24 protein-coding genes are annotated in these 23,487 nt (G+C 34.3%); 9 read left to right on the top strand and 15 right to left on the bottom strand.

Annotated features, from left to right (window positions below; genetic code table 11):
- Positions 1-164 precede the first annotated feature (164 nt).
- A complete protein-coding gene (locus tag FWJ34_RS00005) occupies positions 165-755 on the bottom strand; it encodes a hypothetical protein (RefSeq protein WP_308253176.1) in 591 nt (196 codons plus the stop codon).
- Between the two features lie 369 nt (positions 756-1,124).
- Between FWJ34_RS00005 and FWJ34_RS00010 the strand changes: the two genes are divergently transcribed.
- Positions 1,125-3,746, top strand: coding sequence for an SUMF1/EgtB/PvdO family nonheme iron enzyme (locus tag FWJ34_RS00010; RefSeq protein WP_308253177.1), 2,622 nt, complete (start codon positions 1,125-1,127; stop codon positions 3,744-3,746).
- A 174-nt stretch (positions 3,747-3,920) separates the two neighbouring features.
- The gene (gene avd, locus FWJ34_RS00015) at positions 3,921-4,235 is read left to right on the top strand and encodes a diversity-generating retroelement protein Avd (RefSeq protein ID WP_308253178.1); all 315 of its coding nucleotides are present in this window, start codon (positions 3,921-3,923) and stop codon (positions 4,233-4,235) included.
- 10 nt (positions 4,236-4,245) lie between these two features.
- On the opposite strand, the gene FWJ34_RS00020 is transcribed toward avd, so the two are convergent.
- From FWJ34_RS00020 to FWJ34_RS00060, 9 genes are all read right to left on the bottom strand, one after another.
- Complete coding sequence (locus FWJ34_RS00020) at positions 4,246-5,136, bottom strand: ABC transporter permease (protein WP_308253179.1); 891 nt, start codon at positions 5,134-5,136, stop codon at positions 4,246-4,248.
- A 77-nt stretch (positions 5,137-5,213) separates the two neighbouring features.
- Positions 5,214-6,233 carry an ATP-binding cassette domain-containing protein gene (locus FWJ34_RS00025; RefSeq protein WP_308253180.1) on the bottom strand — a complete coding sequence of 340 codons (1,020 nt, stop codon included), beginning with the start codon at positions 6,231-6,233 and terminating at the stop codon, positions 5,214-5,216.
- 207 nt (positions 6,234-6,440) lie between these two features.
- Positions 6,441-8,330: a ribonuclease J gene (locus FWJ34_RS00030; RefSeq protein ID WP_308253181.1), complete on the bottom strand. Its 1,890-nt coding sequence runs from the start codon at positions 8,328-8,330 to the stop codon at positions 6,441-6,443.
- 447 nt (positions 8,331-8,777) lie between these two features.
- Positions 8,778-9,671 carry a 4-hydroxy-tetrahydrodipicolinate synthase gene (dapA, locus tag FWJ34_RS00035; RefSeq protein WP_308253182.1) on the bottom strand — a complete coding sequence of 298 codons (894 nt, stop codon included), beginning with the start codon at positions 9,669-9,671 and terminating at the stop codon, positions 8,778-8,780.
- Between the two features lie 187 nt (positions 9,672-9,858).
- Entirely contained in the window at positions 9,859-10,407 is a 549-nt protein-coding gene (locus FWJ34_RS00040; protein WP_308253183.1) for a Uma2 family endonuclease, read from the bottom strand.
- A gap of 306 nt (positions 10,408-10,713) precedes the next feature.
- Complete coding sequence (locus FWJ34_RS00045; protein WP_308253185.1) at positions 10,714-11,727, bottom strand: aspartate-semialdehyde dehydrogenase; 1,014 nt, start codon at positions 11,725-11,727, stop codon at positions 10,714-10,716.
- 107 nt (positions 11,728-11,834) lie between these two features.
- A complete protein-coding gene (locus FWJ34_RS00050) occupies positions 11,835-12,551 on the bottom strand; it encodes a methyltransferase domain-containing protein (protein ID WP_308253186.1) in 717 nt (238 codons plus the stop codon).
- A gap of 188 nt (positions 12,552-12,739) precedes the next feature.
- Positions 12,740-13,150, bottom strand: a complete 411-nt coding sequence (gene psb27 / locus FWJ34_RS00055; protein ID WP_308253187.1) for a photosystem II protein Psb27 — start codon at positions 13,148-13,150, stop codon at positions 12,740-12,742.
- Between the two features lie 162 nt (positions 13,151-13,312).
- Complete coding sequence (locus FWJ34_RS00060) at positions 13,313-14,044, bottom strand: DUF1698 domain-containing protein (protein ID WP_308253188.1); 732 nt, start codon at positions 14,042-14,044, stop codon at positions 13,313-13,315.
- 164 nt (positions 14,045-14,208) lie between these two features.
- Here FWJ34_RS00060 and purF point away from each other — a divergent pair, with 164 nt between their 5' ends.
- Entirely contained in the window at positions 14,209-15,684 is a 1,476-nt protein-coding gene (purF, locus tag FWJ34_RS00065; RefSeq protein WP_308253189.1) for an amidophosphoribosyltransferase, read from the top strand.
- A gap of 78 nt (positions 15,685-15,762) precedes the next feature.
- Here purF and FWJ34_RS00070 read toward each other — a convergent pair whose 3' ends face one another.
- From FWJ34_RS00070 to FWJ34_RS00080, 3 genes are all read right to left on the bottom strand, one after another.
- Positions 15,763-16,950 carry a TRC40/GET3/ArsA family transport-energizing ATPase gene (locus tag FWJ34_RS00070; RefSeq protein WP_308253190.1) on the bottom strand — a complete coding sequence of 396 codons (1,188 nt, stop codon included), beginning with the start codon at positions 16,948-16,950 and terminating at the stop codon, positions 15,763-15,765.
- Between the two features lie 142 nt (positions 16,951-17,092).
- Positions 17,093-17,437, bottom strand: a complete 345-nt coding sequence (locus FWJ34_RS00075; protein WP_308253191.1) for a hypothetical protein — start codon at positions 17,435-17,437, stop codon at positions 17,093-17,095.
- A 112-nt stretch (positions 17,438-17,549) separates the two neighbouring features.
- The gene (locus FWJ34_RS00080; RefSeq protein ID WP_308253192.1) at positions 17,550-18,419 is read right to left on the bottom strand and encodes a phycobilisome linker polypeptide; all 870 of its coding nucleotides are present in this window, start codon (positions 18,417-18,419) and stop codon (positions 17,550-17,552) included.
- A 446-nt stretch (positions 18,420-18,865) separates the two neighbouring features.
- Between FWJ34_RS00080 and FWJ34_RS00085 the strand changes: the two genes are divergently transcribed.
- Positions 18,866-19,654, top strand: coding sequence for a PspA/IM30 family protein (locus FWJ34_RS00085; protein ID WP_308253193.1), 789 nt, complete (start codon positions 18,866-18,868; stop codon positions 19,652-19,654).
- Positions 19,655-19,787: 133 nt separating this feature from the next.
- Here the strand turns inward: FWJ34_RS00085 and FWJ34_RS00090 are convergent, their stop codons facing one another.
- Positions 19,788-20,363 (bottom strand): thylakoid membrane photosystem I accumulation factor, encoded by a 576-nt coding sequence (locus FWJ34_RS00090; protein ID WP_308253195.1) that lies wholly within the window; start codon positions 20,361-20,363, stop codon positions 19,788-19,790.
- A gap of 85 nt (positions 20,364-20,448) precedes the next feature.
- Between FWJ34_RS00090 and FWJ34_RS00095 the strand changes: the two genes are divergently transcribed.
- The 4 genes from FWJ34_RS00095 (at position 20,449) to FWJ34_RS00110 (ending at position 21,935) form a co-directional block, all read left to right on the top strand.
- A complete protein-coding gene (locus FWJ34_RS00095) occupies positions 20,449-20,925 on the top strand; it encodes a J domain-containing protein (protein ID WP_308253196.1) in 477 nt (158 codons plus the stop codon).
- Between the two features lie 161 nt (positions 20,926-21,086).
- Positions 21,087-21,359, top strand: a complete 273-nt coding sequence (locus FWJ34_RS00100; protein WP_308253197.1) for a DUF3143 domain-containing protein — start codon at positions 21,087-21,089, stop codon at positions 21,357-21,359.
- A gap of 109 nt (positions 21,360-21,468) precedes the next feature.
- The gene (locus FWJ34_RS00105) at positions 21,469-21,657 is read left to right on the top strand and encodes a hypothetical protein (RefSeq protein WP_308253198.1); all 189 of its coding nucleotides are present in this window, start codon (positions 21,469-21,471) and stop codon (positions 21,655-21,657) included.
- Positions 21,642-21,935 (top strand): type II toxin-antitoxin system RelE/ParE family toxin, encoded by a 294-nt coding sequence (locus tag FWJ34_RS00110; protein ID WP_308253199.1) that lies wholly within the window; start codon positions 21,642-21,644, stop codon positions 21,933-21,935. Before FWJ34_RS00105 ends, FWJ34_RS00110 begins: the two co-directional genes overlap by 16 nt.
- A gap of 28 nt (positions 21,936-21,963) precedes the next feature.
- On the opposite strand, the gene FWJ34_RS00115 is transcribed toward FWJ34_RS00110, so the two are convergent.
- On the bottom strand, positions 21,964-22,539 hold the full coding sequence (locus tag FWJ34_RS00115; RefSeq protein ID WP_308253200.1) for a Uma2 family endonuclease: 576 nt from the start codon (positions 22,537-22,539) through the stop codon (positions 21,964-21,966).
- Between the two features lie 86 nt (positions 22,540-22,625).
- Between FWJ34_RS00115 and FWJ34_RS00120 the strand changes: the two genes are divergently transcribed.
- On the top strand, positions 22,626-23,255 hold the full coding sequence (locus tag FWJ34_RS00120) for a PEP-CTERM sorting domain-containing protein (protein ID WP_308253201.1): 630 nt from the start codon (positions 22,626-22,628) through the stop codon (positions 23,253-23,255).
- Positions 23,256-23,487: the final 232 nt, after the last annotated feature.

The raw sequence follows: 23,487 nt of genomic DNA on the forward strand, positions 1-23,487 counted from the left end.
TTAGGGAAAAGGTGATGGCTAAATTTTTAAAATTCCAGTGTTTGAGATAACTTACTATTAACAAGGGAAAAACGAACTAAACTTAAAAATATCTTCTGATAATGACTAAAATCAAGGTGAGTCGATAACTTGAAGGCTTTTTCTAGGGTTGGAGCAAGAATTTGTCAAGAAAGAAGGCGATCGCAGCTATAATCATAGAGTTCTTTGGGGAAGAGTTGAGTAACGGATTGTAACAAATCTTGATAATTTTCTTTGATCAAAGAATCATTGAAAGGGAGATTAGAGGGCGATTCTACTGTTTTTAGCTTAGATTTTGCCTCTTCCCATGATTTTAATAGCCAAGTTAAATTATCTTCAACATAATCAAGTAAAGGTGTATACTTTAAAGGTAACAAAAAATGTCGGTTTGTTGTGTTATTAACATTCCCCAATTGATTAATGACAAGATTTAACGTATAAAGACATCTAAGGGCATTTTTTACTTCTTCATTTTTTTCTGAAGAATTAAAGGTGGAAAATTTTTCGGCGATCGCCCTTTGTGTAGGAATCAGCTTATCTGACTTAAAATATAATTCCGTTAAAGATACCAATGTTTTTATGTCTGCTTTGACCAATAAAATACAAGTATCTTTTGTTATCTTTGGTTCAATAGTACATTTCTCCTGAAAATCTAATTCATCACTAACACAAAACAATAAAGCACTCACTAATAACTGGGTATAATCTTTTCCCTTACCATAATTAGGTTTTGCCATAATCGTTAATTTTATTAATCATAATCCCTAGCATACACCATCTAAAAGTAGCTGTAACCCAAATTATCAAAAACTTTTAGCCATCTAAAAAAAGAGTTGCTGGGGGAAATATTAATTTTCTAAAATCAGATAATAAGTAAAATTAATTAAAGTTCTGATTCATCAGAACCTCATTCTTGGCATCAGACAACTACTAGCTTACATTCTGATGATTCTAGCACCAGTGATCTTTATTTTTAATTTTGCCCCGACTTTGAAAAAACCCTGCTTTAAAAGGGGGGAATAGAATAAATAGATAAAGTCTCCCCTTCAAGGGGAGATTTAGAGAGGTTGCCATAAAGTTCAATCAATATTTTTAGGAGTTTATTTATGAATATCGGAGCTATAGTTACAACAGTCGCCAGAATAAGAGATGCTATTACCGCCGTTACATCCCTAATAAATCAAAGTCGCAATATTGCCAATCAAGAAAGATCTCATGCTTTAATGTTAAAAGGAGATAGCGATAACCTACAGCTAGGCATGAAACGTACGGAATTTGATGCCAAAATGGAGATGATGCGTCAAGCTGTAAGAGCTAAAGAACGTCAAGAAGAGAAGGAATTTAGTCTGCAACTTAAGGCTATAGAGACAGAAAATTTATTCAAACTAGAAGGACAACGCCAAGCATTTCAATCCCTTGAAGCAGAGAAACAACGGGAATTTACCCAGAGTATCGAAAAATTCAAAGCTGAGGTACAAATCGTCCTCCAAGCTGATAATATCGCCTTTCAACGTTGGAAAACCGAAACCGATCGCCAATTTACCCTCGAATTAAGAGCATTAGATGCGCAAATAATGCGACTGCGGGATAAACAAAACCGAGAAGATGCCAGACGTGATCGCAATAGCCCTGTTTTTTCTGTAGCCGATGATATACTCAAAACTGTCACTAATAACTCCGAAATGCCTCTTACTGTCTTCTTTTCTTCGCCTGTATTACGTTACGATCCGATTCCTAATGCTACCACTAACAGTCAATTTCCCATGATGGAATCTACTGTTTCGGGTGCTTTAAGAGAAATGTTTAAGCAATATACCTTAAAACAGCGCCCCATTAAATTTATGGCAGGAGAATGGGGTACAAAAAACCGTCGTGCTGAATCAGCAGTAAACCAAATTTACAGAGATTTATACTCTATTCCGGTCATTGTCTTAGAAACCGAAGTAGAAGAATCATACTTTAACATTAATATCGGGTTTTGGAATAACGACTTTAACGATGTACGCTTTGAAACCGTAGTGCGTAAGTACCGTTGGCAAGATGCGATCGCCCAAATTTGTCAAGAATTAGCTCAAAAATGGCAACAGCAAGGGCGACAACTTCAAACAAACTATGACAAAGCCCAATTTAGTCGTCGTAGTCGAGAAACCTTTACTCAATATATGGAGGTATTGCACTGTATTCATACGGGCATGGTAGCCGATGAATATTTCTTGATTTATGCACCCCAGCGTCAGTTACCCCTTTTACCTAGTTTACTGCAAGATTTATTTGAGGAAGCCAATCTCTCTCAACAGGAAAGCGAAGCCTTAGAAAAAGCCGTAATTGACTACTGCAATGCCTTATTTTCCGCTTTAGAAGCCACTGAACCTGCTCTCATGGTAGAATTGCGTATCGGTTGGGCAAAAATCTTACAGCAACTTCCCTCACAATATGGTTTTGCGGAGCAAGTACAAGCTCTAATGAAAACATGGTTAAAACAACGGGGTATTACTAACAGTATTGAGCCTCTAACTGAGATTAGTAAAATGTTGCTCCCAGAAGATACAGATTTTGTCCAATCTCTCAATGGTTTCTTGCAAGTGTTAGGAGAAACCCGTTATCTCAATATTGCTCAATCTTGTTTTCAGCGCGGAGTTGAACATATACAAGCACAACGTTATGATTATGCTCGTACTGACTTTGATCGCACTATCTCCCTTAATCCCCATGTAGAGGCTTACCACCAACGGGCTATAGCTCATTACGGATTGGAAAATTACCAAAATGCCATCGCCGATTTAGACAAAGCCATCGCACTGCAACCCCATCGTGCGGAATTATACGATTTACGGGGGGATGTTTACCACAAATTAGGTAACTATGAATTAGCCTTAGCTAACTATAACCAAGCCGTCAGTTTAGGACATTCTAGTAATAAACGGGATAACTTACAACAGCAATGGAATGACACCCTTCGTCATGAACAAGAAGAGCGTAAACGCAAGGAAGCAGAAGCCGCTCGTAAACGAAAAGAGGAAGAAGATCGTCGTCGTGCCTTAATTTTACCCTTACCGAATAACCAAACCCTAAAACTTGTCTGGATACCCAAGGGTACCCTCAAAATGGAAGGAGGACACACCATTAACCTATCCGAGTTTCGTATGGGTAAATATCCCGTCACCCAAGCCCAATATCAAGCCGTCATGGGTAACAATCCCTCCCATTTCCGAACCTCCCCCAATCACCCCGTTGAGAATGTAAATTGGTTTCAAGCAAACGAATTTTGCAAAAAACTGACTGAATACCTGAAAAAACAAGGTTTTAACGTCAAAATCGACCTCCCTAGCGAAACCCAATGGGAATATGCCTGTCGTGCTGGAACAACGACCAAATATTGGTTTGGTAACAACGAAAACGAGCTCAAAAAACACGCTTGGTATAAAAATAATTCAGGAGATACAACCCATAGCGTCAAAGAAGCCGAGGATACTCATACCAACCCTTGGGGCTTAGTAGATATGCACGGTAACGTGTGGGAGTGGTGTAAAGATGAATGGACTTCTAATGTTAACCAACTTCCGACAGATAGTAGTACTTATAAACCTAATAGTAACAATAATCAAATATGTAGTTTGCGTGGTGGTTCTTGGCTCTACGATAGTAACAGTTGTGCTTCTGGCGACCGCTATTACTACAATGCGCGTGTCGTCCACTACTACTTCGGTTTTCGTATTGTCTGTGTATAGTTTTAGGACTCCTTTACCCTTTACCCTTTGCTCTTATTCCCCCTATCTCTTATCCCCCCTAAAAATAAGAGAGAAGAGTCTTTGAGAGGGAGGAATGAAAAAGAATAAAAGGAGGAAGGGAGATAGAAATTAAGTGTTTGAGAACTATATTTAAAGCAGGGAAAATCTATATTTATGACAGAACCGCCAATTATTCAAAAAACCTATAATCTAATTAAATGGTATATTCCCATTCTTAATAATTTGCCAAGAAATCATAAATTTATGTTAGGCGATCGCCTGATTAATGGATTATATGATCTTTTAGAAAATTTAATTGCCGCTCGTTTTGCATCAGAAAAAGTGACAATTTTAACGCAAATTAATTTAAAATTAGATATTATTCGTTATCAAACCAGATTGCTTTATGACTTTGAACTAATTAAAGTCGATCGTTATAATTATGGGAGTCAATTATTAAAGGAAATTGGTATAGATTTAGGAGCATGATAGTATTTATTTAGGCAAAACGACGACTTAATAACGGTTTTATTGACAGTAAAATTACCACATCAAAAATGAATAATAATGATAAAACGGTGACAAAATTAAAATTTCCCCAAGGGGTATTCATTACAATACTGACAAAATTCCAATGAGGATTTTGATATATATAGCGTATCGGCTCAATGGCATAGGTTAAAGGGTTTAAACTAGCTATAATTTGCAACCATTCTGCCATGAATGACAATGGTGCTAAGGCTGTACTCGCAAATAAAAGGGGTAAATTAATGACAAAAATAACGGCTAGTAATTCAATATGCCCAGGTAAAGCGAAGGCAAATCCAAGACTTAATCCGGTTACGCCTAATACGATCAAAAATACTATTAAAGCGATGGCAATTAATCCTCCAAAACGAGGCAAACCTGCCCCAATAAAGGCACTGGCGGTAATAATAACGGCGGTTTGAATAAAACTGAGGCTAATAATATAAATAGTAGAAGCGGCAACGATAGAAAAACGAGAGGCTAATGGTGCTACTAATAGTCTATTTAAAAAACCAAATTCTCGATCAAACATGATAGGTAAACCGGCATTTAATGCCCCCGAAAAAGCAGTAAAAATAATAATTCCAGGGGCTAAAAATTGTCCATAGGTAAGGTTATTTCCGAATAAACTGGGTGGGGCTTGGTAAAATAAAGCACCAAATAAAATTAGCCACATAAATGGTTGAATAACTCCGGCTACAAGGCTAGAAGGGCGACGTTTTAGCTGAATAAATAAACGTGTAGTTAAGGCTAATGTTTCTTGAAAAAAGTCTCTAATAGCATTATTTTTTATTTCTATTTGAGTCTCTGAATTAGGAGCTAAAATTTCGGTAAACTGATTTGGTAAAATACTCTGAGTCATAATTAATTATAAAATATTTTAAAAATTTATGTAATAAGAAATTTATTTCAATTTAATTCCTCATTCCTCATTCCTCATTATTTCATGGCTTGTTTTTTCTCTGCTTTCAAATCTCGACGATTAGAGGCTTCAATTTCCGCATCAATTAAATTTTTGCCCGTTGCGGCTAAATAAACATCGTCTAAACTAGGGCGAGATTGAGTGATACTAAACATAGGCAAATTAATTTCTGTGAGGGTTTGTTCTATTTTACTGATAGGATTACTTTTTGGGGTAACAATCAGATTAAGAGAATTTCCTTGAGCTTGATTGATGATAATATTTTCGACAAAGGGGAGTTGTGATAATTTTTCTTGAGCCGTTTTTGCTTCTTCAAGGCTAGAAAATTCCCTAATTTTTAAAGTAATACGATCGCCGCCTAAATCATCTTTTAAATTTGAAGGGCTACCTTCGGCAATAACTTCACCCTGATCAATAATAGCTAATCTATCAGCTAATGCGTCTATTTCTTCTAAATAATGACTGGTTATTAATACTGTTGTACCTGCTTGTTGAAGTTGACGCAAAAAATCCCAAACTATCATTCGACTTTCGATGTCTAACCCTACCGAAGGCTCATCTAATACTAACACTTGGGGTTGATGAAGTAACCCCGCCGCTAAATCAAGACGTTTGCGAATACCTCCTGAATAAGTGCCAGTTTGGCGATCGCAATATTCTTCTAGCCCTAATAGAGTCAATAGTTGTTCAATTCTTTTTTTTGCCACAAAAGAAGGTAAATGATAAAGAGAGGCTTGTAACTTTAATAACTCTTTCCCCGTCAAAACTTTGTCGATGGCTACCTCTTGTGCCACATAACCTAATTTTTGTCTAACTTGTTTGGGTTGAGTAATAGCAGATATACCACCTACAAAAATCTCTCCTGAATCGGGTTGGGCAAGGGTTGTTAAGCATCGAATAGTCGTTGTCTTTCCAGCACCATTGGGCCCTAATAATCCGAAAATTTCCCCAGTTTTGACAGAAAATGAGATATTTTTAAGAGCTTTTACATCACCGTAACTTTTTTGTAAATTTTTAATAGTAATTACATCACTCATCTTAGTTAAACGTCAGAGATAAATTTAATCTCATGCTCTCATATTCCTGTCAAGATAATCAATAGTAAATTAGGTGAAGAATGAGGAATGAAGAATGAGGAATGAGAAGATAAAAAGTCACCCTATCACCCCATCATTATTGACTATTTACTATTCTCTATGCCCTCTCTTTTAACTATTCATTCTTATCTATTTATTAACTAAAATTTACACTGAAACAGTAGTTTTGCGACGACGACGAGTAAATTTATTATCGCTTTCTTCTTCTTCTTTCTGATTATCAGCTTCAGAAATATTACTGTTACCATTATTATTCCCATTTATTGTTATGGCTTTAGGAGTATTTTCAGGAATTTGTAGCATAAAAATAACTAAAGGTTCGCTATCCAATTCTCGTTGAATCAATCGCCCTAAGTTTGTCTCAACATCGATGCGAATACTTGTCCAATTAACTTCATCATGACCATTTAAGAGTAAACTACTTTTAAGTCGATCGATAATAGTTTTATCAATAGTACGAATAATCATACGCTCAAGAGTAGTAATTTCAATTTTACAAACAACACCACGTAAATTAATTTGGGGTTGAGTTAATAAACGCCCTTGATTATCAACACTAGCGGCAATGGTAATAACTCCATCTTCAGCTAACTGTTGGCGCTCTTCCATTACGTTATCATGGACAACTCCAGAGGTATCAACTAATTGAATACCAGAAGGCACTTTATCCCCTTTGCGAATACTATCCGCCGTTAATTCAATGGTGTCACCATTTTGAATAATGACAATATTTTCCGCAGGAATGCCGACACTTTGCGCCGTTTTTGAGTGTTGTACTAACATTCTATGCTCACCGTGTACAGGTATAAAAAACTTAGGTTTAGTTAAGGCTAACATCAATTTTTGATCTTCTTGGCAACCATGTCCAGAAACATGAACACCTGCTTGTTTTCCATAAATTACATTTGCCCCTTGCATCATCAGGCGATCGATAGTATTGACGACAGGTATAGTATTACCTGGAATCGGATTAGCAGAAAAGATAATTGTATCACCAGCTTTGACTCTTACCTGACGATGTTCACTGCGAGAAATTCTTGTCATGGCGGCAAATTTTTCTCCCTGAGAACCAGTGCAAAGAATTAAAACCTCATTATCTGGTAAACTACCTAATTGGCGTAACGGCACAAATAAATTATCTGGTACTTTAATATATCCTAAGTTACGAGCATGAGCTATTACATTTAACATCGATCGCCCTACAATCCCTACTTTGCGATTATGCTTTAGTGCCAAATCTAATAAGATATTAACTCGATGCACAGAAGTAGCGAAAGTTGTTACCATTAAACGCCCTTTCGCTTGAGTAAAAGCACGATCTAATCCAGGATATACTGCTTTTTCAGAGGGAGTAAAACCAGGCACTTCTGAGTTAGTAGAATCACCTAAGAGACATAATATCCCTTCTTGTCCTAATTCTGCTAAACGGTGTAAATCGAAATACTCATTATCTACAGGAGTATGATCTATTTTATAATCTCCTGTGTGAATTAAAACACCGATGGGGGTATGAATAGCAAGAGTGAAACTATCAGCGATAGAGTGAGTATTGCGGATAAACTCGACTTTAAAATGCTTCCCAATTTTAACAATTTCTCGGGGAAGTACTGTTTTAATAATAGTACGATCTTGTAACCCTGTTTCTTCTAATTTATCTCTTAATAGTGACATAGCAAGACGAGGACCATAAATTATTGGTGTGTCAATCTGTTTGAGGTGATAAGGAATACCCCCAACATGATCTTCATGCCCATGAGTTACAATCATCCCTTTAATCTTGTGTTGATTTTCCTTGAGATAAGTCATATCAGGTAAAACAACATTAATACCGTGCATTCCATCTGTCGGAAAACCGATACCAGCATCCACAAGGATAATTTCATCTTCATATTCATAGATACAAGTATTTTTACCAATTTCGTGTAAGCCACCGAGGGGAATTACTTTTAAAAGAGGCTTATTATTTCTTGCCGGAAGAATAATTGCTGGTTTTTCTGTGGCAGTAGTTTTTCTTTTTCTAGCTTGAATTTGATACATAATTTTCTTAATTATTTAACTTTTTTGGATAGATTAATTGTAGGGTGGGCAATAATGCCAATATTTTTGACTAATAGTTATTCTTAGGGCGAATATTATTACCATTTCTAACTATTATTTTTTAGAGGTATATTACCAACATTAATGACTTTCAAAAATTATCTTTTTTTATTGGTAATTGATAGTTGTTTGAGGGATAAACTAAAAATTATAAACAGGCTTAATAATTGTAAAAATTAATTTTAATAACTAGATAAATATTCAGTAAAATCGGGAAAACAATTACTTTAGTTAAATATAAAATTTAGGGGCGGTGCATCGCCTTATTAACATTTATCCATGATTATTAACCTCCTCAAATAAAAACGATTTATCATATCTCTTTCATTGACTGAAAAACTTTTTTTAACTGCTTTTAAATAATCTTAATTTCATTAACATGACTATTTATAATAAGCCCAAATTTTGTAAATTTTTTTTAACTTCCTCTTGTTGATTAGGAGTTAAATTTGTTAATGGTAATCTCAAACTACCCACATCCCAACCTTGTAGTTGTAGGGCATATTTGACGGGAATAGGGTTGGTATTGCAAAATAAAACCTTGAATAAACTATACAATTGTTCTTGAATTTTTTGAGCTAAAGAATTATTCCTATTTTCGTAGGCTTGAATCATGGTTTGAATTTCTTTGCCAACTAAATGACTTGCGACACTAACAACTCCAACACTTCCTACCGTCATCATCGGTAAAGTTAAAAAATCTTCTCCTGAGTAAATAAAAAAATCGGAAGGAGCAATTATTTTTATTCTAGCAGTTTGTTCTAAATCTGCACTAGCTTCTTTTATTGCTACTATATTATCTAAATCCTGTGCTAATTGAGCAGTGGTTTCCGCTTCTAAATTTTTACCAGTCCTTCCGGGTATATTATATAACATTATCGGCACATCAGGATTAGATTTAGCAATGGCACTAAAATGTTGATATAATCCTTCTTGAGGTGGTTTATTATAATAAGGTACAACTTGCAATGAACCATCAATGCCTATTTTAGAGGCTTTTTGAGTATCTTTAATCGCTTTAGCGGTAGAATTTGAACCCGTACCCATAACTATTTTAGCACGATGACCCACCGCATTTTTAACCACTTTGAGTAATTGATATTTTTCGTCATCTTCAAGAGAAGGAGATTCGCCCGTAGTGCCACAAATAACTAAACCGTCACTACCATTATTAACCAAATGATCGGCTAATTTTTCAGCAACACCATAATTAACAGATAAATCCTCATGAAAGGGTGTCACCATAGCGGTTAAGACTCTACCAAAAATATAATCACTCATTATTATCAATCAACGGAAGGTTTAAGTAGGGAACATTGCCCATAATTTAGAATATTATACAATAAACGGACATACGAGAAGTCTCTTAAATAATGTTTTAGTTAAATGCTCAATGAATTATACTGCCCTAGGCAAAGGGTAGCTGTACAACTTTTGCATAACAGAATCTTAAAAAGATTTTAAGCCCTTAACACATTAATTGTTCAACGTTTATGATTATTTGAGGAAAAGAAAGAGGATTGATGATACCTGTTGTTAAAGTTAATTCAGAAGTGTAATTATTATTTTTGAGATCCCTAAATACTTTTAATTGGGAATTTTTTAAATCCACAACCCAATATTCAAGAATACCAGATTGTGCATAAATATCTTTTTTTTCCCCTAAATCTTGATTCAACGTAGTTTGAGAAAATTCAATAATCCAAAAAATATCTTCAGGGTAAGGATGATGTTTAAGATATTCTTTCCCTAAAGGTTTTACTATAGCAATATCTGGTTCTGGTTCGGAATTATTGGGGAGTGTAATGGGTTTAGCATCTCTAATTTTAGCTTTATTTCCTAATAAATTTCTGAGATAATCTCCTGCCTCTGTATTATAATAAGCATGAAGCTCTCTTTCCGGTGACATAATAATAATTTCTCCTCTTAATAATTCTACAGATTCACCATCAAATATGCCCTTATCAATAGCGTTATGATAATGTTCTGTTGTCCATTTATAAGTAGTTAAAGTCATAATATTCAACTTTTTTTTGAACAATTTTTTCGTGAATCAATATAATCTAAAATTATTTTTTCCAGATTATTCATATCAAGGATAAATCATTAATATTGATAAAGTCTAATCAACTTTGTGTTAAAGATTCTAATGGAGGAGTTTATAATTCATTAATGGGCGAACTCCAGAGTAATATTACCAAAATGTTTTGATAATAAACCCCATAAGCACTCGACTTGGAAAAGATCATCTTGTAAATATATTTTGATTAATTCCTCTGACGAATAGTTAATACCTGCTAGTAATTCAACACATTAAAATTAATTAGTTTTTTTCGTTTATCAATAACTCCGCAATTTGCACTGCATTTAACGCCGCACCTTTACGAATTTGATCACCGCATAACCATAACTCGATGGCATTTGGGTTAGAAATATCTTGCCTAATTCTACCTACTAAAACATCATCTTTTCCAGTGGCATCTATAGGCATAGGAAAATAATTTTTATCCCAATCTTCTAATAATTTTACCCCCAAAGATTGAACAATAATTTCTCTTGCTTTATCTATAGAAAAAGGTTGCTCAAATTCAAGATTAATCGCTTCAGAATGAGCTCTTAATACAGGCACTCTCACACAAGTTGCACTAATACGCAAAGAATCATCATGGAAAATTTTACGAGTTTCATTAACCATTTTCATCTCTTCTTCACAATAATTATTATCAGTAATAGGTGAATTATGAGGAAATAAATTGAAAGCTAAAGGATAAGGCAACACTTCTGCTACAGGATTTTCTCCTTTTAAAATGGCTTGAGATTGAATTTTTACTTCCTCCATCGCCCTTGCACCTGCACCACTGGCAGATTGATAAGTAGAAACTATAATTCTTTTAATAGGCTGAATTTGATGTAAAGGATAGATAGCAACCCCCATTAAAATAGTTGTAAAATTAGGGTTAGCAATGATTCCTTGATGGGTTAAAGCATCTTTAGGATTAATTTCAGGTACAACTAAAGGAACGTCAGGATTCAGGCGAAAAGCACTAGAATTATCAATCATCACTGCACCTGATGAGACTATCGTATTCGCCCAGTGTTTAGAAGTCGAGCCTCCTGCGGATGCTAACACTATATCAACATCTTTGAAGGAATTTTGCTCAACAGCTTGAACTTCGATTAATTCGTCTTTAAAGGCTATTTTTTGCCCAGCCGAGCGAGGAGAAGATAATAATTTTAATTCTTTTATCGGAAAATTACGCTCAATCAATAAATCAATAATTTCTGTACCAACTGCCCCCGTTGCCCCTAAAATAGCAACATTAACTTGATTAGACAAATAATTTTCCTCCTAATATTATATAACGGTTGTTCCTTGAATTTCTCTTAACTAGAGAAATTTTTGCAATCATTTTCCTCTAATTATAAATCAATTATTTCTATAGTTTATTTGTGAATTTCTACATAAAGACTTTCGTCACTGCGAATAGCTAAATCTAATCTATAAACTTCAGGGATTGATCCTTCTCGAAATTTACATTTGACTACACTTTCTGGTTTAAATCCTGCCGCTACTGCTATAGTCTGAATTTCCTCAAAATCATAAATCCATTGATGTCCCCAAAATCGAAAAATTTGATTAACCATCCACGCTTTACGTTGAGGCGGATTTTTAAATCCCATATTAGTGAGATTCTGGTGATGTTGTTGATAAAAATTATTACTACTATCTAAATACCCAGAAACATATAAATATAAATCGGGTGTACTTAATCGTAAAATTCCATCAGGCTTAAGAAGTCTTCTAATTTCTTTTAACCATTCTACGGCTTGTTGTAAGCTAATATGTTCTATGAAATGTTCAGAAAAAGCATAATCAAAAACCTCATCATCAATGGGTATTTTCTGAGTTTGATCACATTGTAGGTAATAGGTATCTTCCCCAACACTAATTAAATTTCCTGCCTTTGATTGATTTCCTAATTCGTCTGTAATCGAAAGATAATCCATATTTAACCAACCAGAATGTAAGTTTAAACCAGAGCCACAATGAATACCTCGCAACCCCAATTCTTGAATATCACTAGCGGTTAATGGAAGGAATTTAAAAGGCACACTTTTTATAGCATTTTTTACAGGGATTATTTTTTGATTAGAAGTCATAGAAAATTTTATTAAGGGATTCTAATGAAAAAAGCCTCTCTTCATTCTTAAAATTTAGGAAAGAAAACTTATTGACCAATTTATATTAATATGATAACCGAATATACATTTCTAAAAATAAACTCATCAAAGGCTTAATGCTTTACTACAAGCTAAAATTAATTGTTAATTGTTAATTGTTAATTGCCCTAGTATCCTTTTTTGAGAGCAAATTCTACTTGTTTAAACTCTTGATTAAGACGAGTTTTTAATTTTTCTGGTAAAGGGCGATTACCGTAAGAAGTATAATAACCGGCAATGGAATTTAAAGCAGTTTGCATAGTAGTAAAAGATTTTAAACCACTATAATTGCTATTTTTACGATAACGAGCAATATAGTCATTAATTTGATTTCTAGCTTCTTTTTGAGTCGCTTTTTTAGTTTCGATGTCAGCATCGGTAGGAAGCTCGATAGCAGTAGTTAAAGTTTCTAAAACACTTAAAGTATCATCTGTATAATTACCTGTTAAATTAGCTGAGGCGACATCTATATAGCTTAAAAAACTAATAGTTATTATTAATACAAATACAAATAGCTTTGATAGATAAGATTTAATCATGATTATTGATATACATATTTTTTATTTTTCCTGATTTTATCAGTTAAAGGGATCAATAATAGACCTCTTAAGTAATTCGTACAAAATACAAAAAGTCAGAGAAAAAACAGATAATTTCCCTTCTAAATCAATTTTATTTTTAATGAATACAAGAGGTCAATTTTAAGTCCATGCGTGAAAAATGGCTCTGTCTTTTCTCCATTTAACTAATTCGGCTTTTTTGAAACCTGCTGTTAATAACCATGATTTTACTAAGGCAATATTTGCACCAGTCCAATTTGTAACATCTTTACTTAATTCATTAGTAGGATAAAATCGCATTAAAGGTTGAGGAAATAAACTAAGAAATAAACTAATATGAGTTTCTAAAACTAATAATTCTTTAGTGACACTTCTTACTTTTTCAAGGGCAAATAAAGGGTATTTCATATGATATAAAACCCCTAAAAAAAATACGACATCAAAACTTCCAATTTTGTCAGGAGTTAAGTCTAAAACATCTATATTATAATCTTCCACTTGAGAATTATATATTTTTCTAGCTAATTCAAATCCCTGTTTTCCTGCTCCAAAATCACGCCAAAAATTATGATCTAAACCATATAATTCTCTTTGTTCCCAAATGAAAGAATCTGTAGCTAAAACTCTTTTTGCACCTCTTTTTTCCGCCGAAAATGAGTAAAATCCATCCCAAGCACCAACATCTAAAACGGTTTTATTGCTTAAATCTTCAGGAATACTCCTTAAAATCCACTGCTGAAATTTACGGCAAAATTGACCTTCTTTTCCTTCTTTTGTGACTACATTGTTCCCAAAATCAAGATAATGATGCCAATATTTGACTTTTGCGACTTCTTGTGCCAAATCAGAGGAATTTAACTCACTTAATTTCATAATAATTTTATCTTGGATTGTTAATCATTATAAATTAACCATTGATCAAAAGTTTAAGAATTGGTTAAAGAAAATGAAAATAATGCCCTAAAAGTCTGTTAAGATTGACCTTGTGCAAGATTAAAATATGTAACTAAGCAGGTAGAGAAAATCTGGGACACAATATGAAGGACAACCAATACAATGTAACTGATAAACATTTCCTCGTCCAAAGAGGGGACAAGCCAGAAGAAGCCTGTGGTGTTTTTGGAGTTTATGCTCCTGAAGAAATTGTCGCCAAACTAGCTTATTTTGGATTATATGCACTACAACATCGAGGGCAAGAATCTGCGGGAATAGCGACTTTTGACGGAGAGGCCTGTTATTGTTACAAAAACATGGGGTTAGTCTCGCAAGTTTTCAGTGAATCTATCTTAACCAATTTACCAGGAAAAATCGCTATCGGTCATACCCGTTATTCCACTACCGGCTCTAGTTTACAAACAAATGCACAACCGGCGGTAATTAACACCCGATTAGGAAAATTAGCCCTGGCACATAACGGCAATTTAGTTAATACTGTAGAATTAAGAGCCGAATTAAAGAAGCGTAATTGTCAGTTTATCACCACTACGGATTCAGAAATGATTGCTTTAATGATGGGTAAAGAAATTGATAGCGGAAAAGATTGGCTAGAAGCCGCTATTAGTGCTTTTAAATGGTGTCAAGGCGCTTATAGTTTAGTTATAGGTACATCCGTCGGTATAATAGGAGTAAGAGATCCTCACGGTATTCGTCCTTTAGTTATCGGTAAAATGGAAGAAGAAGGCAACCCCATCCGCTATGTATTAGCCTCTGAAACCTGTGCTTTAGATATTATCGGTGCTGAATATATTCGAGATGTTAACCCCGGAGAATTGGTTTGGATTACCGAAGAGGGTTTATCTTCTATTCAGTGGGCTGAAAAACCACAACATAAACTCTGCGTATTTGAGATGATTTATTTTGCCCGTCCTGATAGTATTATGGGGAATGATAGCCTCTACGCTTATCGGTTAAGATTAGGAGAACAATTGGCAAAAGAATCTGTTGTCGATGCTGATATGGTAATGGGTGTACCAGATTCAGGTATTCCAGCCGCCATCGGCTATTCCCGTTATACAGGTATTACCTATCAAGAAGGATTGATTAAAAATCGCTATGTAGGACGAACTTTTATACAACCTACTCAACACATGAGAGAACATGGGATTAAAATGAAACTTAATCCCCTCAAAGATGTTTTAGCAGGAAAACGCATTATCATTATCGATGACTCTATCGTGCGCGGTACTACTAGCCGTAAAATAGTTCGTGCCTTAAGAGATGCCGGAGCAAAAGAAGTACACATGAAGATTTCTTCTCCTCCCGTTACTCATCCTTGTTTTTATGGTATTGATACCGATAGTCAAGATCATCTTATTGCAGCGACTAGAAGTGTCGATGATATAGCTAAACAGATAGAAGTAGATACTTTAACCTATTTATCTCAAGAAGGAATGTTAAAAGTTACCAACGAAAATCCTCAAAGTTTTTGTACAGCTTGTTTTAACGGTAATTATCCCATCAATATTCCTGAAGAGATCAAAAGATCTAAATTAGTTTTAGAAACGGTATCTTAAAGTTGAGGGGCATCAACTATAATCAATAACGTAAGGCGATGCACTACCTACAATTTTTGCTCTGTAAACTAACCTTATTTATTTACTAACAGTAGTAAATTTTATTTTCAGGTAGTCATCCTCCATTTTTGCCCCTGAAGGAGTTAAAGTGGCTAATGCTTGAGGTAAAACTAAATTACGGCGATGATTACCAATTCTTACATTTAACTCATCACCTGTTTTATTAAGTTTGATTTGTTGTTTAGGAATGCTAGGAAGATATAACTCTAAACTGTAACTGTTATCCACTTGTACAACTCTGATCGTATTTTCTGCATAATAAACTTTACTAGGATCTTCATCCCCATGATAAAGTATATCTTTTAACTTTTCAAGGGCTTTTAACCCACACATTTCCTCAGAAAATAAGGGAGCTTCTTTAATGGGTAATGGATGAAAATTATCATAGATTTCTTGTTTATAAATAGCTTGATTTTCTTTCCATTTTTGGAAAAACGGATCTTCGACTTCATCAGGGATAATGCGATTAGCAATAATTAGATCAGTAGAAACGTTATATAAACTTAAATAAGCATGAGCCCTTAAAGACTCTTTGATGACCATTTTTTCAGGATTTGTTACCAATCTAACAGAGGTTTGAGTGTTATCTGTTAAAACTTTCTCAAGGGCTTCTATTTGTTGATAAAATTCATAAGGTGCGTCCATAACTTCATTAGTAGGCAACGAAAATCCTGCTATGGGCTTAAAAATTGGCTCAAATAAAGGGCGTAAAGCGGCAGACATAGTTTGAAAAGGTTTATAAAATCTCCTCATATACCAGCCACTTACTTCAGGAAGACTTAATAATCTTAAGGCGGTGCCAGTGGGTGCAGAATCAATAATTAAAACATCGAAATCCCCTTCATCATAATGTCTTTTCATCCGCACTAATCCAAAAATTTCATCCATACCCGGAAGGATTGCCAATTCTTCAGCTTGTACCCCATCCAGTCCTCTAGCTTGTAATACTTCCGTTATGTATCTTTTAACAGCCCCCCAATTACCTTCTAATTCCATCAGAGCATCCAATTCTGCCCCCCAAAGGTTCTTAACTACACGTTGGGGATCATGGCCTAATTCCATGTCAAAGCTATCAGCTAAAGAGTGAGCAGGATCAGTACTTAATACTAAAGTTTTATAGCCTAATTCGGCACATTTAAGACCTGTAGCGGCAGCAACGGATGTTTTACCGACTCCACCCTTTCCTGTCATTAAAATTACACGCATTATATTTTTCCCAACTAAAGTTAATTTTTTTTAAACAATTCCCTCTTTCTTTAAAATATAACGTTTTGTTACAATATTTTTTACCTATCCACTTATCTTGAACCTTATTTTAAAATTAAAGTTCCAGTTTTATGGGACCTATTTACCCTTTATTTTTCTTTGGTTCAAATTTAGTAATCATAGCACCGTGTCTTTCCCAATAATCTTTCAGTTGATGATGTAAAGGAGTATATAAACTGGCTTTTGCTTGGTAAAGAATTACTTGACGGTGATTACCTATCGATAATTTTTTGATGGATTCCACAGAAATTAAACTACCGCCTAATGTAGTGATATAGCCCTCGAAACGCTCTACCATTGAATATTCAACAGTTTCCAAAAGAAAAAAATTTCCCGAACAAATTAAATGCCTACTTTTAATCCAAATTTGCAGTTTTTTAGTAGCACAAGTTGCCGAAATTTTACCTATTAAGGTGTGATTACTCATAAAGAAATGAGAAATGAAGAATGAGGAATCAGAAATCAAAAATCAGAAATTAACAATAATTACTTACTTATTACCTATTACTTATATAACTTCAAATTTATTTTTTTAACACTTAGTTAACAGGAGTTACACTAGCAACACTTGCACCTTGTTTGTGTATCGTTTGATAAAGTTCAAATAACTGATTGAAAGGAACCATATAAACTTTATTAGGACGACGATATTTAGGGAAAGCATTATATTTATTAGCACGATAGCCAGTAACTTCTACTTTGTAAATTTTACCATCATCACCAGCACCTACACCTTGACGGGTAGCGGAGCTTAAAGGAGTCTCTTGGAATGCCCAACCGTTACCTGCTGCACCACCAGAAGGAGGAATTACCGTAATGGGAGTTTGAGTTAATACGCTTTTGTGAATTACAGGAGATTGTAAATTTTTACCAACATCACTACTGGCTGCACCTCTTAAGATAGCAAACAGATGAGTAAATTCTAACATTGTACGGTTATTCTCGGTTTTATAACCACGATAGTAAGGTACAATATTATCTCCGTAAGCTTCGGTATATTCATCACTGTCAATATAAGAATTAATATCAGCTTGATAACCAAGAGTGTCTAAAATATCGCTATGGTATCTCATTTCTAGTTGATTTTCAGGAGTACGTCCTAAAAGGTGTTTAAAATTAAGTTCAGTAAAGCGATAACGAGGAGAAGGCTCAAAAAAGCGTTGACGATATAAGTTAGAATTGGCGATTTCACGGACAAATTCACGAACAGTTAACTGCCCGTTTCTGAAACGAGATTCAGCATTGACAAGTCTTTCCGCCTTCATGATATAGGAATTACCAAGCACTTGACGATAAACAGAGTTGATAATCTGGGAAATTCTTTCGTCAGAATCATGGGGTTTTCTTTCAATAATATCAGCATCTTCAAATATGCTAATACCTAAATTTGCACTTTGTTGTAAAGACATTGATTAATCTCCTTTTATGAATGTGTTAATTTTTTGGTTTTAATTTTATTAACAAAACTTAATAACTTAAACAATGAGCAATCCTGATTAAAACAGTTTAACGATCACTATTTTGTTTTTAAGTATTTGTACTTATTAACCCTTCAAGTTTTTTCTCAATATGGACTTGAACCGATTATTTAGTCGGTATTGATGAGTTAATTTAAAGTTAATTTAAAGTATGGGGATTCAACCCTTAGTCAGTTCTATTTATACAATGAGAAGAGTGCATTTATTATCAAGATTTGTAACAAATTGACCTTTGATAATTGAAAATTTTTGGTGATTGTGGCTATATAAAGATCAAATACTGACGATAGATTGAGAAATGATGATTTACAATAGAACAAAGTCGAAAATGATAAAGTAATATAAGTATAGAAGTAGAATAAAAGGTTGAAATTATTATGGGAATTTTTGATCGCATCAGTAGAGTAGTAAGAGCCAATGTTAACGATATGATTGACAAGGCAGAAGATCCCGAAAAAGTTTTAGAACAAAGTCTTCGGGAAATGGGGGATGATCTTATAAAAATGCGTCAAGCAGTAGCACAGGCGATCGCTGCTCAAAAAAGAACCGAACAACAGTATCAAAAAAATCTTTCTGAAGCTAATATGTGGCAACAAAGAGCTCAATTAGCTTTAACTAAAGGTGAAGAAACTTTAGCTCGTGAAGCCTTAGTGCGGAAAAAAACCCATGCTGATACTGCAGCTACTTTAAAAACTCAATTAGATTCACAAGTGGGGCAAATCGACTCTTTACGTCGTAATCTCACGGCTTTAGAGAGTAAAATTTCTGAAGCAAAAACCAAGAAAGATATGCTTAAAGCTCGTATGAGTGCGGCTAAAGCTAATCAACAGTTACAAAGCACTATTTCTAACTTAAATACTAGCTCTGCCATGTCAGCTTTTGAACGTATGGAAGACAAAGTTCTTCAAATGGAAGCGGTATCTCAAACGGCTGGAGAATTAGCAGGAATGGGAGAAGACTCTAAATGGGCACAGTTAGAAGGTGGTAGCGAAATAGAAGACGAATTAGCCATGCTGAAGGCTCAATTATCAGGCACACCCCAATCTAACACTGCTTTACCTCAAGGTATTGATATTCCAACTTCGTCAAAAACTCCAGCACCTTCTGCAAGTGTTGTGGATATTGAGTTAGAAGAATTACGTCGTCAGTTACAAAAACCCTATTAGATAATCAGAAATGAGGAATCAGGAATTAGCAAGGGGTTTAAACCCTTTGTTAGAAATTACAGGCAAGATGCCTATTCACCGTTATTAATTAATAATGACTTTTCCTCTTCCTCTGTTCTCCTTTTCTCCTGTCTTATTTCTCCACAGGCACTAATTCACTATTAAATTGGTTGAAAGTTTTGCGTTTTAACTCTATAGATTCCGAACGTGGTAGTAAATTAAAAACTTTTCTTAATACATCGTCCACATCTTCAAATTTTGATTGTCCAATTTCATCAAAAACTACATTACCTTTTTGATCTAAAACAACGGTTTGAGGAATACCGCCTTTATAATAATAACCAATTTCATTCGGTTCATATTTGTCCTTGGGGGGAATGGTATCCACTGTAACAGCTATGATACTCGCTGCCCTACCATAAAATTCTTGGAAACGAGAAACGATAAAAGCATATTGTTTAGAATCGCTATTATCATCGAGATAGTAAACCAAAATCACGGGCATTTCTCGATCTAAAGACTGTTTTAAGGTCAGTTTTGAAGGTACTAATGAACCATTACCTGCATAAACAACAAAAATATTGCCATCGTAGCGATCATCATCAATATCTCCATAGCTAAGATTCGGATAACTAAACCAGAAAGTTAAGGCACAAATGAAAATAATTAAAATACGTTTAAAAGTAGAATAAAACGGAATTGTTAACATAAGTTGAAGTTTGATTTTTAAGGTAGAAAAAAAAAAGACCTTGATCTAGAATATTGAAACAGATCTTCATTGTCAAAAGAAAACGATGAACTCCCAAAGCAAAAATAAATTTCCTTCCACTGTCAATCAATATTTTGCTAATACTCATTATGGTTTATTTAATTTACATCCTTGCGCATCAGTTATCGATATTAGAAGGACTTATCGAGAGTTAAGTAAACTTTACCATCCTGATACAACTAATTTACCTTTAGAGGAGGCAAGACAAAAATTTCAACGATTAAATGAGGCTTATGGTATTTTGGCGAATCCCGAAAGACGATCTCTTTATGATTTACAAATTGGTTATTCTCGCTGGAATGTGATTCAAAGTTCCTATCATTTTACCATCTCAGCCGATGCCGATGCCGATGAAGAAGACATCAGAACAACATACTTAGATCCTACAGAAAGACCGTTATCTAGTGGAGAATTGTTTGCATTATTCTTAATGGGATTAACAATTATCGGTTGTCTATTACTAGCCATAACTCTTGCGTGGTTGAGAACTTCTGGTATATAGTGAGTGATAAGTACCAGTGCAAAATTAATCGATGCCCTTTGTTTTTCTCAAATCTATGATAAAAAAGGGTTTAAACCCCTTGTCTATATACAATTAATTTTGCGTACTTACTTATTTGTTAATCCTAAAATTCTATTTTTTTGCCCCATCTGAAGAAAATAATGCCCAAATTAACCTCTAATAGTCCTTTATATAATTTTCCCCTGCCTGAAATTGAAAATTGGTTAAAACAAATGGGATGTGAACAAAATCCACAAGCACTTAATTGTTGGTATGTCAAAAAACGAGGATGGGAAGCAGAAATAACTTTAGAAATAGAGGATCTTAATGTTAATTATCTCAATGCCGGTGCTGATGGTAGTGATATAAAAAGAGTATTTCGTTATTCTCTTTCTCGCCAAGACATTGAAGATGCCGTTTTTTCTGGACCATAATTTAGAGCGAGTGGGCAGGAAAGCTAAAAGACTAGAATAGGGGAAAGGAGACAGGGAGACTTTTTGCTTTTTCATTTCTCATTATTAATTCCTCATTCCTAATTATTTTATGAGTTCTACAAAAAAAACCGTTGAAACAATGTTACGAAAATTACCTGATGATTGCACCATTGAAGATATACAATATCATTTATATGTCTTAGGCAAAGTGCGTCAAGGTTTACAAATAGCCGATAAAGAAGGGGTTTTACAACAAGCAGAAGTAGAAGGATTGTTAAATAAATGGCTTATCGAGTAGTTTGGTCTCCTAAAGCAGTGGAAGATGTAGAAGCGATCGCCGCTTATATCGCTAGAGATTCACCGTCTTATGCGGCGGCGGTGGTGCAAAGAGTCATCGAAATTACCAGTAAATTATCGGAAGAGGCAAAACAGGGAAGATTAATTCCTGAAATAGAAGAATCTACAATTATTGAGCAATTTGCCTATAGTTATCGCTTAATCTATCGCATTGAATCAAATATTGTCACTGTTGCTGCCCTAATTCATGGCAAAAGATTATTATACTTAACTGAATAATCAAAAGTAGGGTTATGCACCGCCCACATTATTTCAGTTTTAGCCAAGAAAATATTTTGTGAGGAGTTAATTGTAAATTGGTATTTTTAAGAATCGGTAAAATTTCTTGATCTCGATAAATTTTCAGAGGTTTTTCTGGTTCAAATACCATGATTATTTTTTCATCAGTATCAATTAACCATCCTAAAGAAGTGCCATATTCTAAACAATATAAAATATTATCAATTACTTTGGTCTGTTTTTGATTAGGTGATAAAATTTCGATAGTCCAATCTGGGGGGAAAAAAATAGAATTATTTTCTAATTCATTATCCTCATTTAGTGGTATTTTGTCCAAAGAGACTACTACTATATCAGGAACGATAGATCTACTTCCAAAATTACATCTTAATTCTGTAAAAACAACGACTATTTTTTCAGTTTCTACTATCGATTCAATCAAACTGGCTAATTTTATTTGTATTCGACTATGATGAATTTTTGGCATCGGTTTTTTGATGATGTCGTTATCAATATATTCATAAGCAGGAGATTCTTCTATATAATCTTGTTGTAAAAACTCTTCTAAGGTTAAAACTGTATTTTTAATGGCAGTAATAGTCATAAATATTAATTAGTAATTATATGAATAATTTTAGATAATTTTTCTTGATTATGAGTATGATATATTTAGAAAATCCCTGATTTAAAGTGGAAAATCATGACATTAAAAAAACTTATCTCTACCGCCTCTTTAGGGGGGGGATACTTATATTACACGCTAGTACTTTTTCTCAACCCGTTCAAGCTATTGCAGTAACTTTTGACTTATCTCAATTTACCGATGGTGTAACTTCTACGAGTATTACGAATAGTGGTATAACCCTTACTGCTTCTAATTTTGCCCCAACCACAAATTCTAAGAGTAATTCTGACGGATTGTGTTTTTTTGGTAGTTTAGGAAGTTTCTGCGGTTACAACGGTTATGTAAAACTCACTTTTTCAGCTCCAGTACAGCTACTTAGCTATAAACCCGGAAATGTTAGTAATACAGCGAACAGGTATCCTGCAACATTTAGTCAAAACTCTAATTATTCTGCGGAAATCAATTTTGTAGATGAACAAGTCACCAATTTTAACAATCAATTTGTGGCCTTAGGTAATCAAGGAATTAATGTCAGTGCTTACTTAAACGGCAATACTGGTAGTTTGCAAATTCGTGAACTTACCGTGGAAACTCAACCGGCGGCAGCAGTTCCAGAACCTTTAACCATTATGGGTACAATCTTAGCGGGGGGTTTAGGTGTTGCCATGAAAAAGAAAAAAGCTCGTCAACTGTAAAGATAGATAACTTTGGGTTGAAATAATAAGTAATAAGTAACAGATAACCTATCTTTAAAAATGTCAAAAAAAGTTAAATTATATTTTCAGAGTCCATTTTAATGGACGTTAGCTATTAGCTTTGAAATAAATTTCAAAGAGAGATAATTGCTCATAACCATTAGACTTCTTGCACCAAGTCGAGTAATGAGTAATGAGTAATAAGTAATAAGTTAAGAAATTTATGTTTTCC

Origin of the sequence: Geminocystis sp. GBBB08 (assembly GCF_016743215.1) — a bacterium.
GTDB lineage: Bacteria > Cyanobacteriota > Cyanobacteriia > Cyanobacteriales > Cyanobacteriaceae > Geminocystis.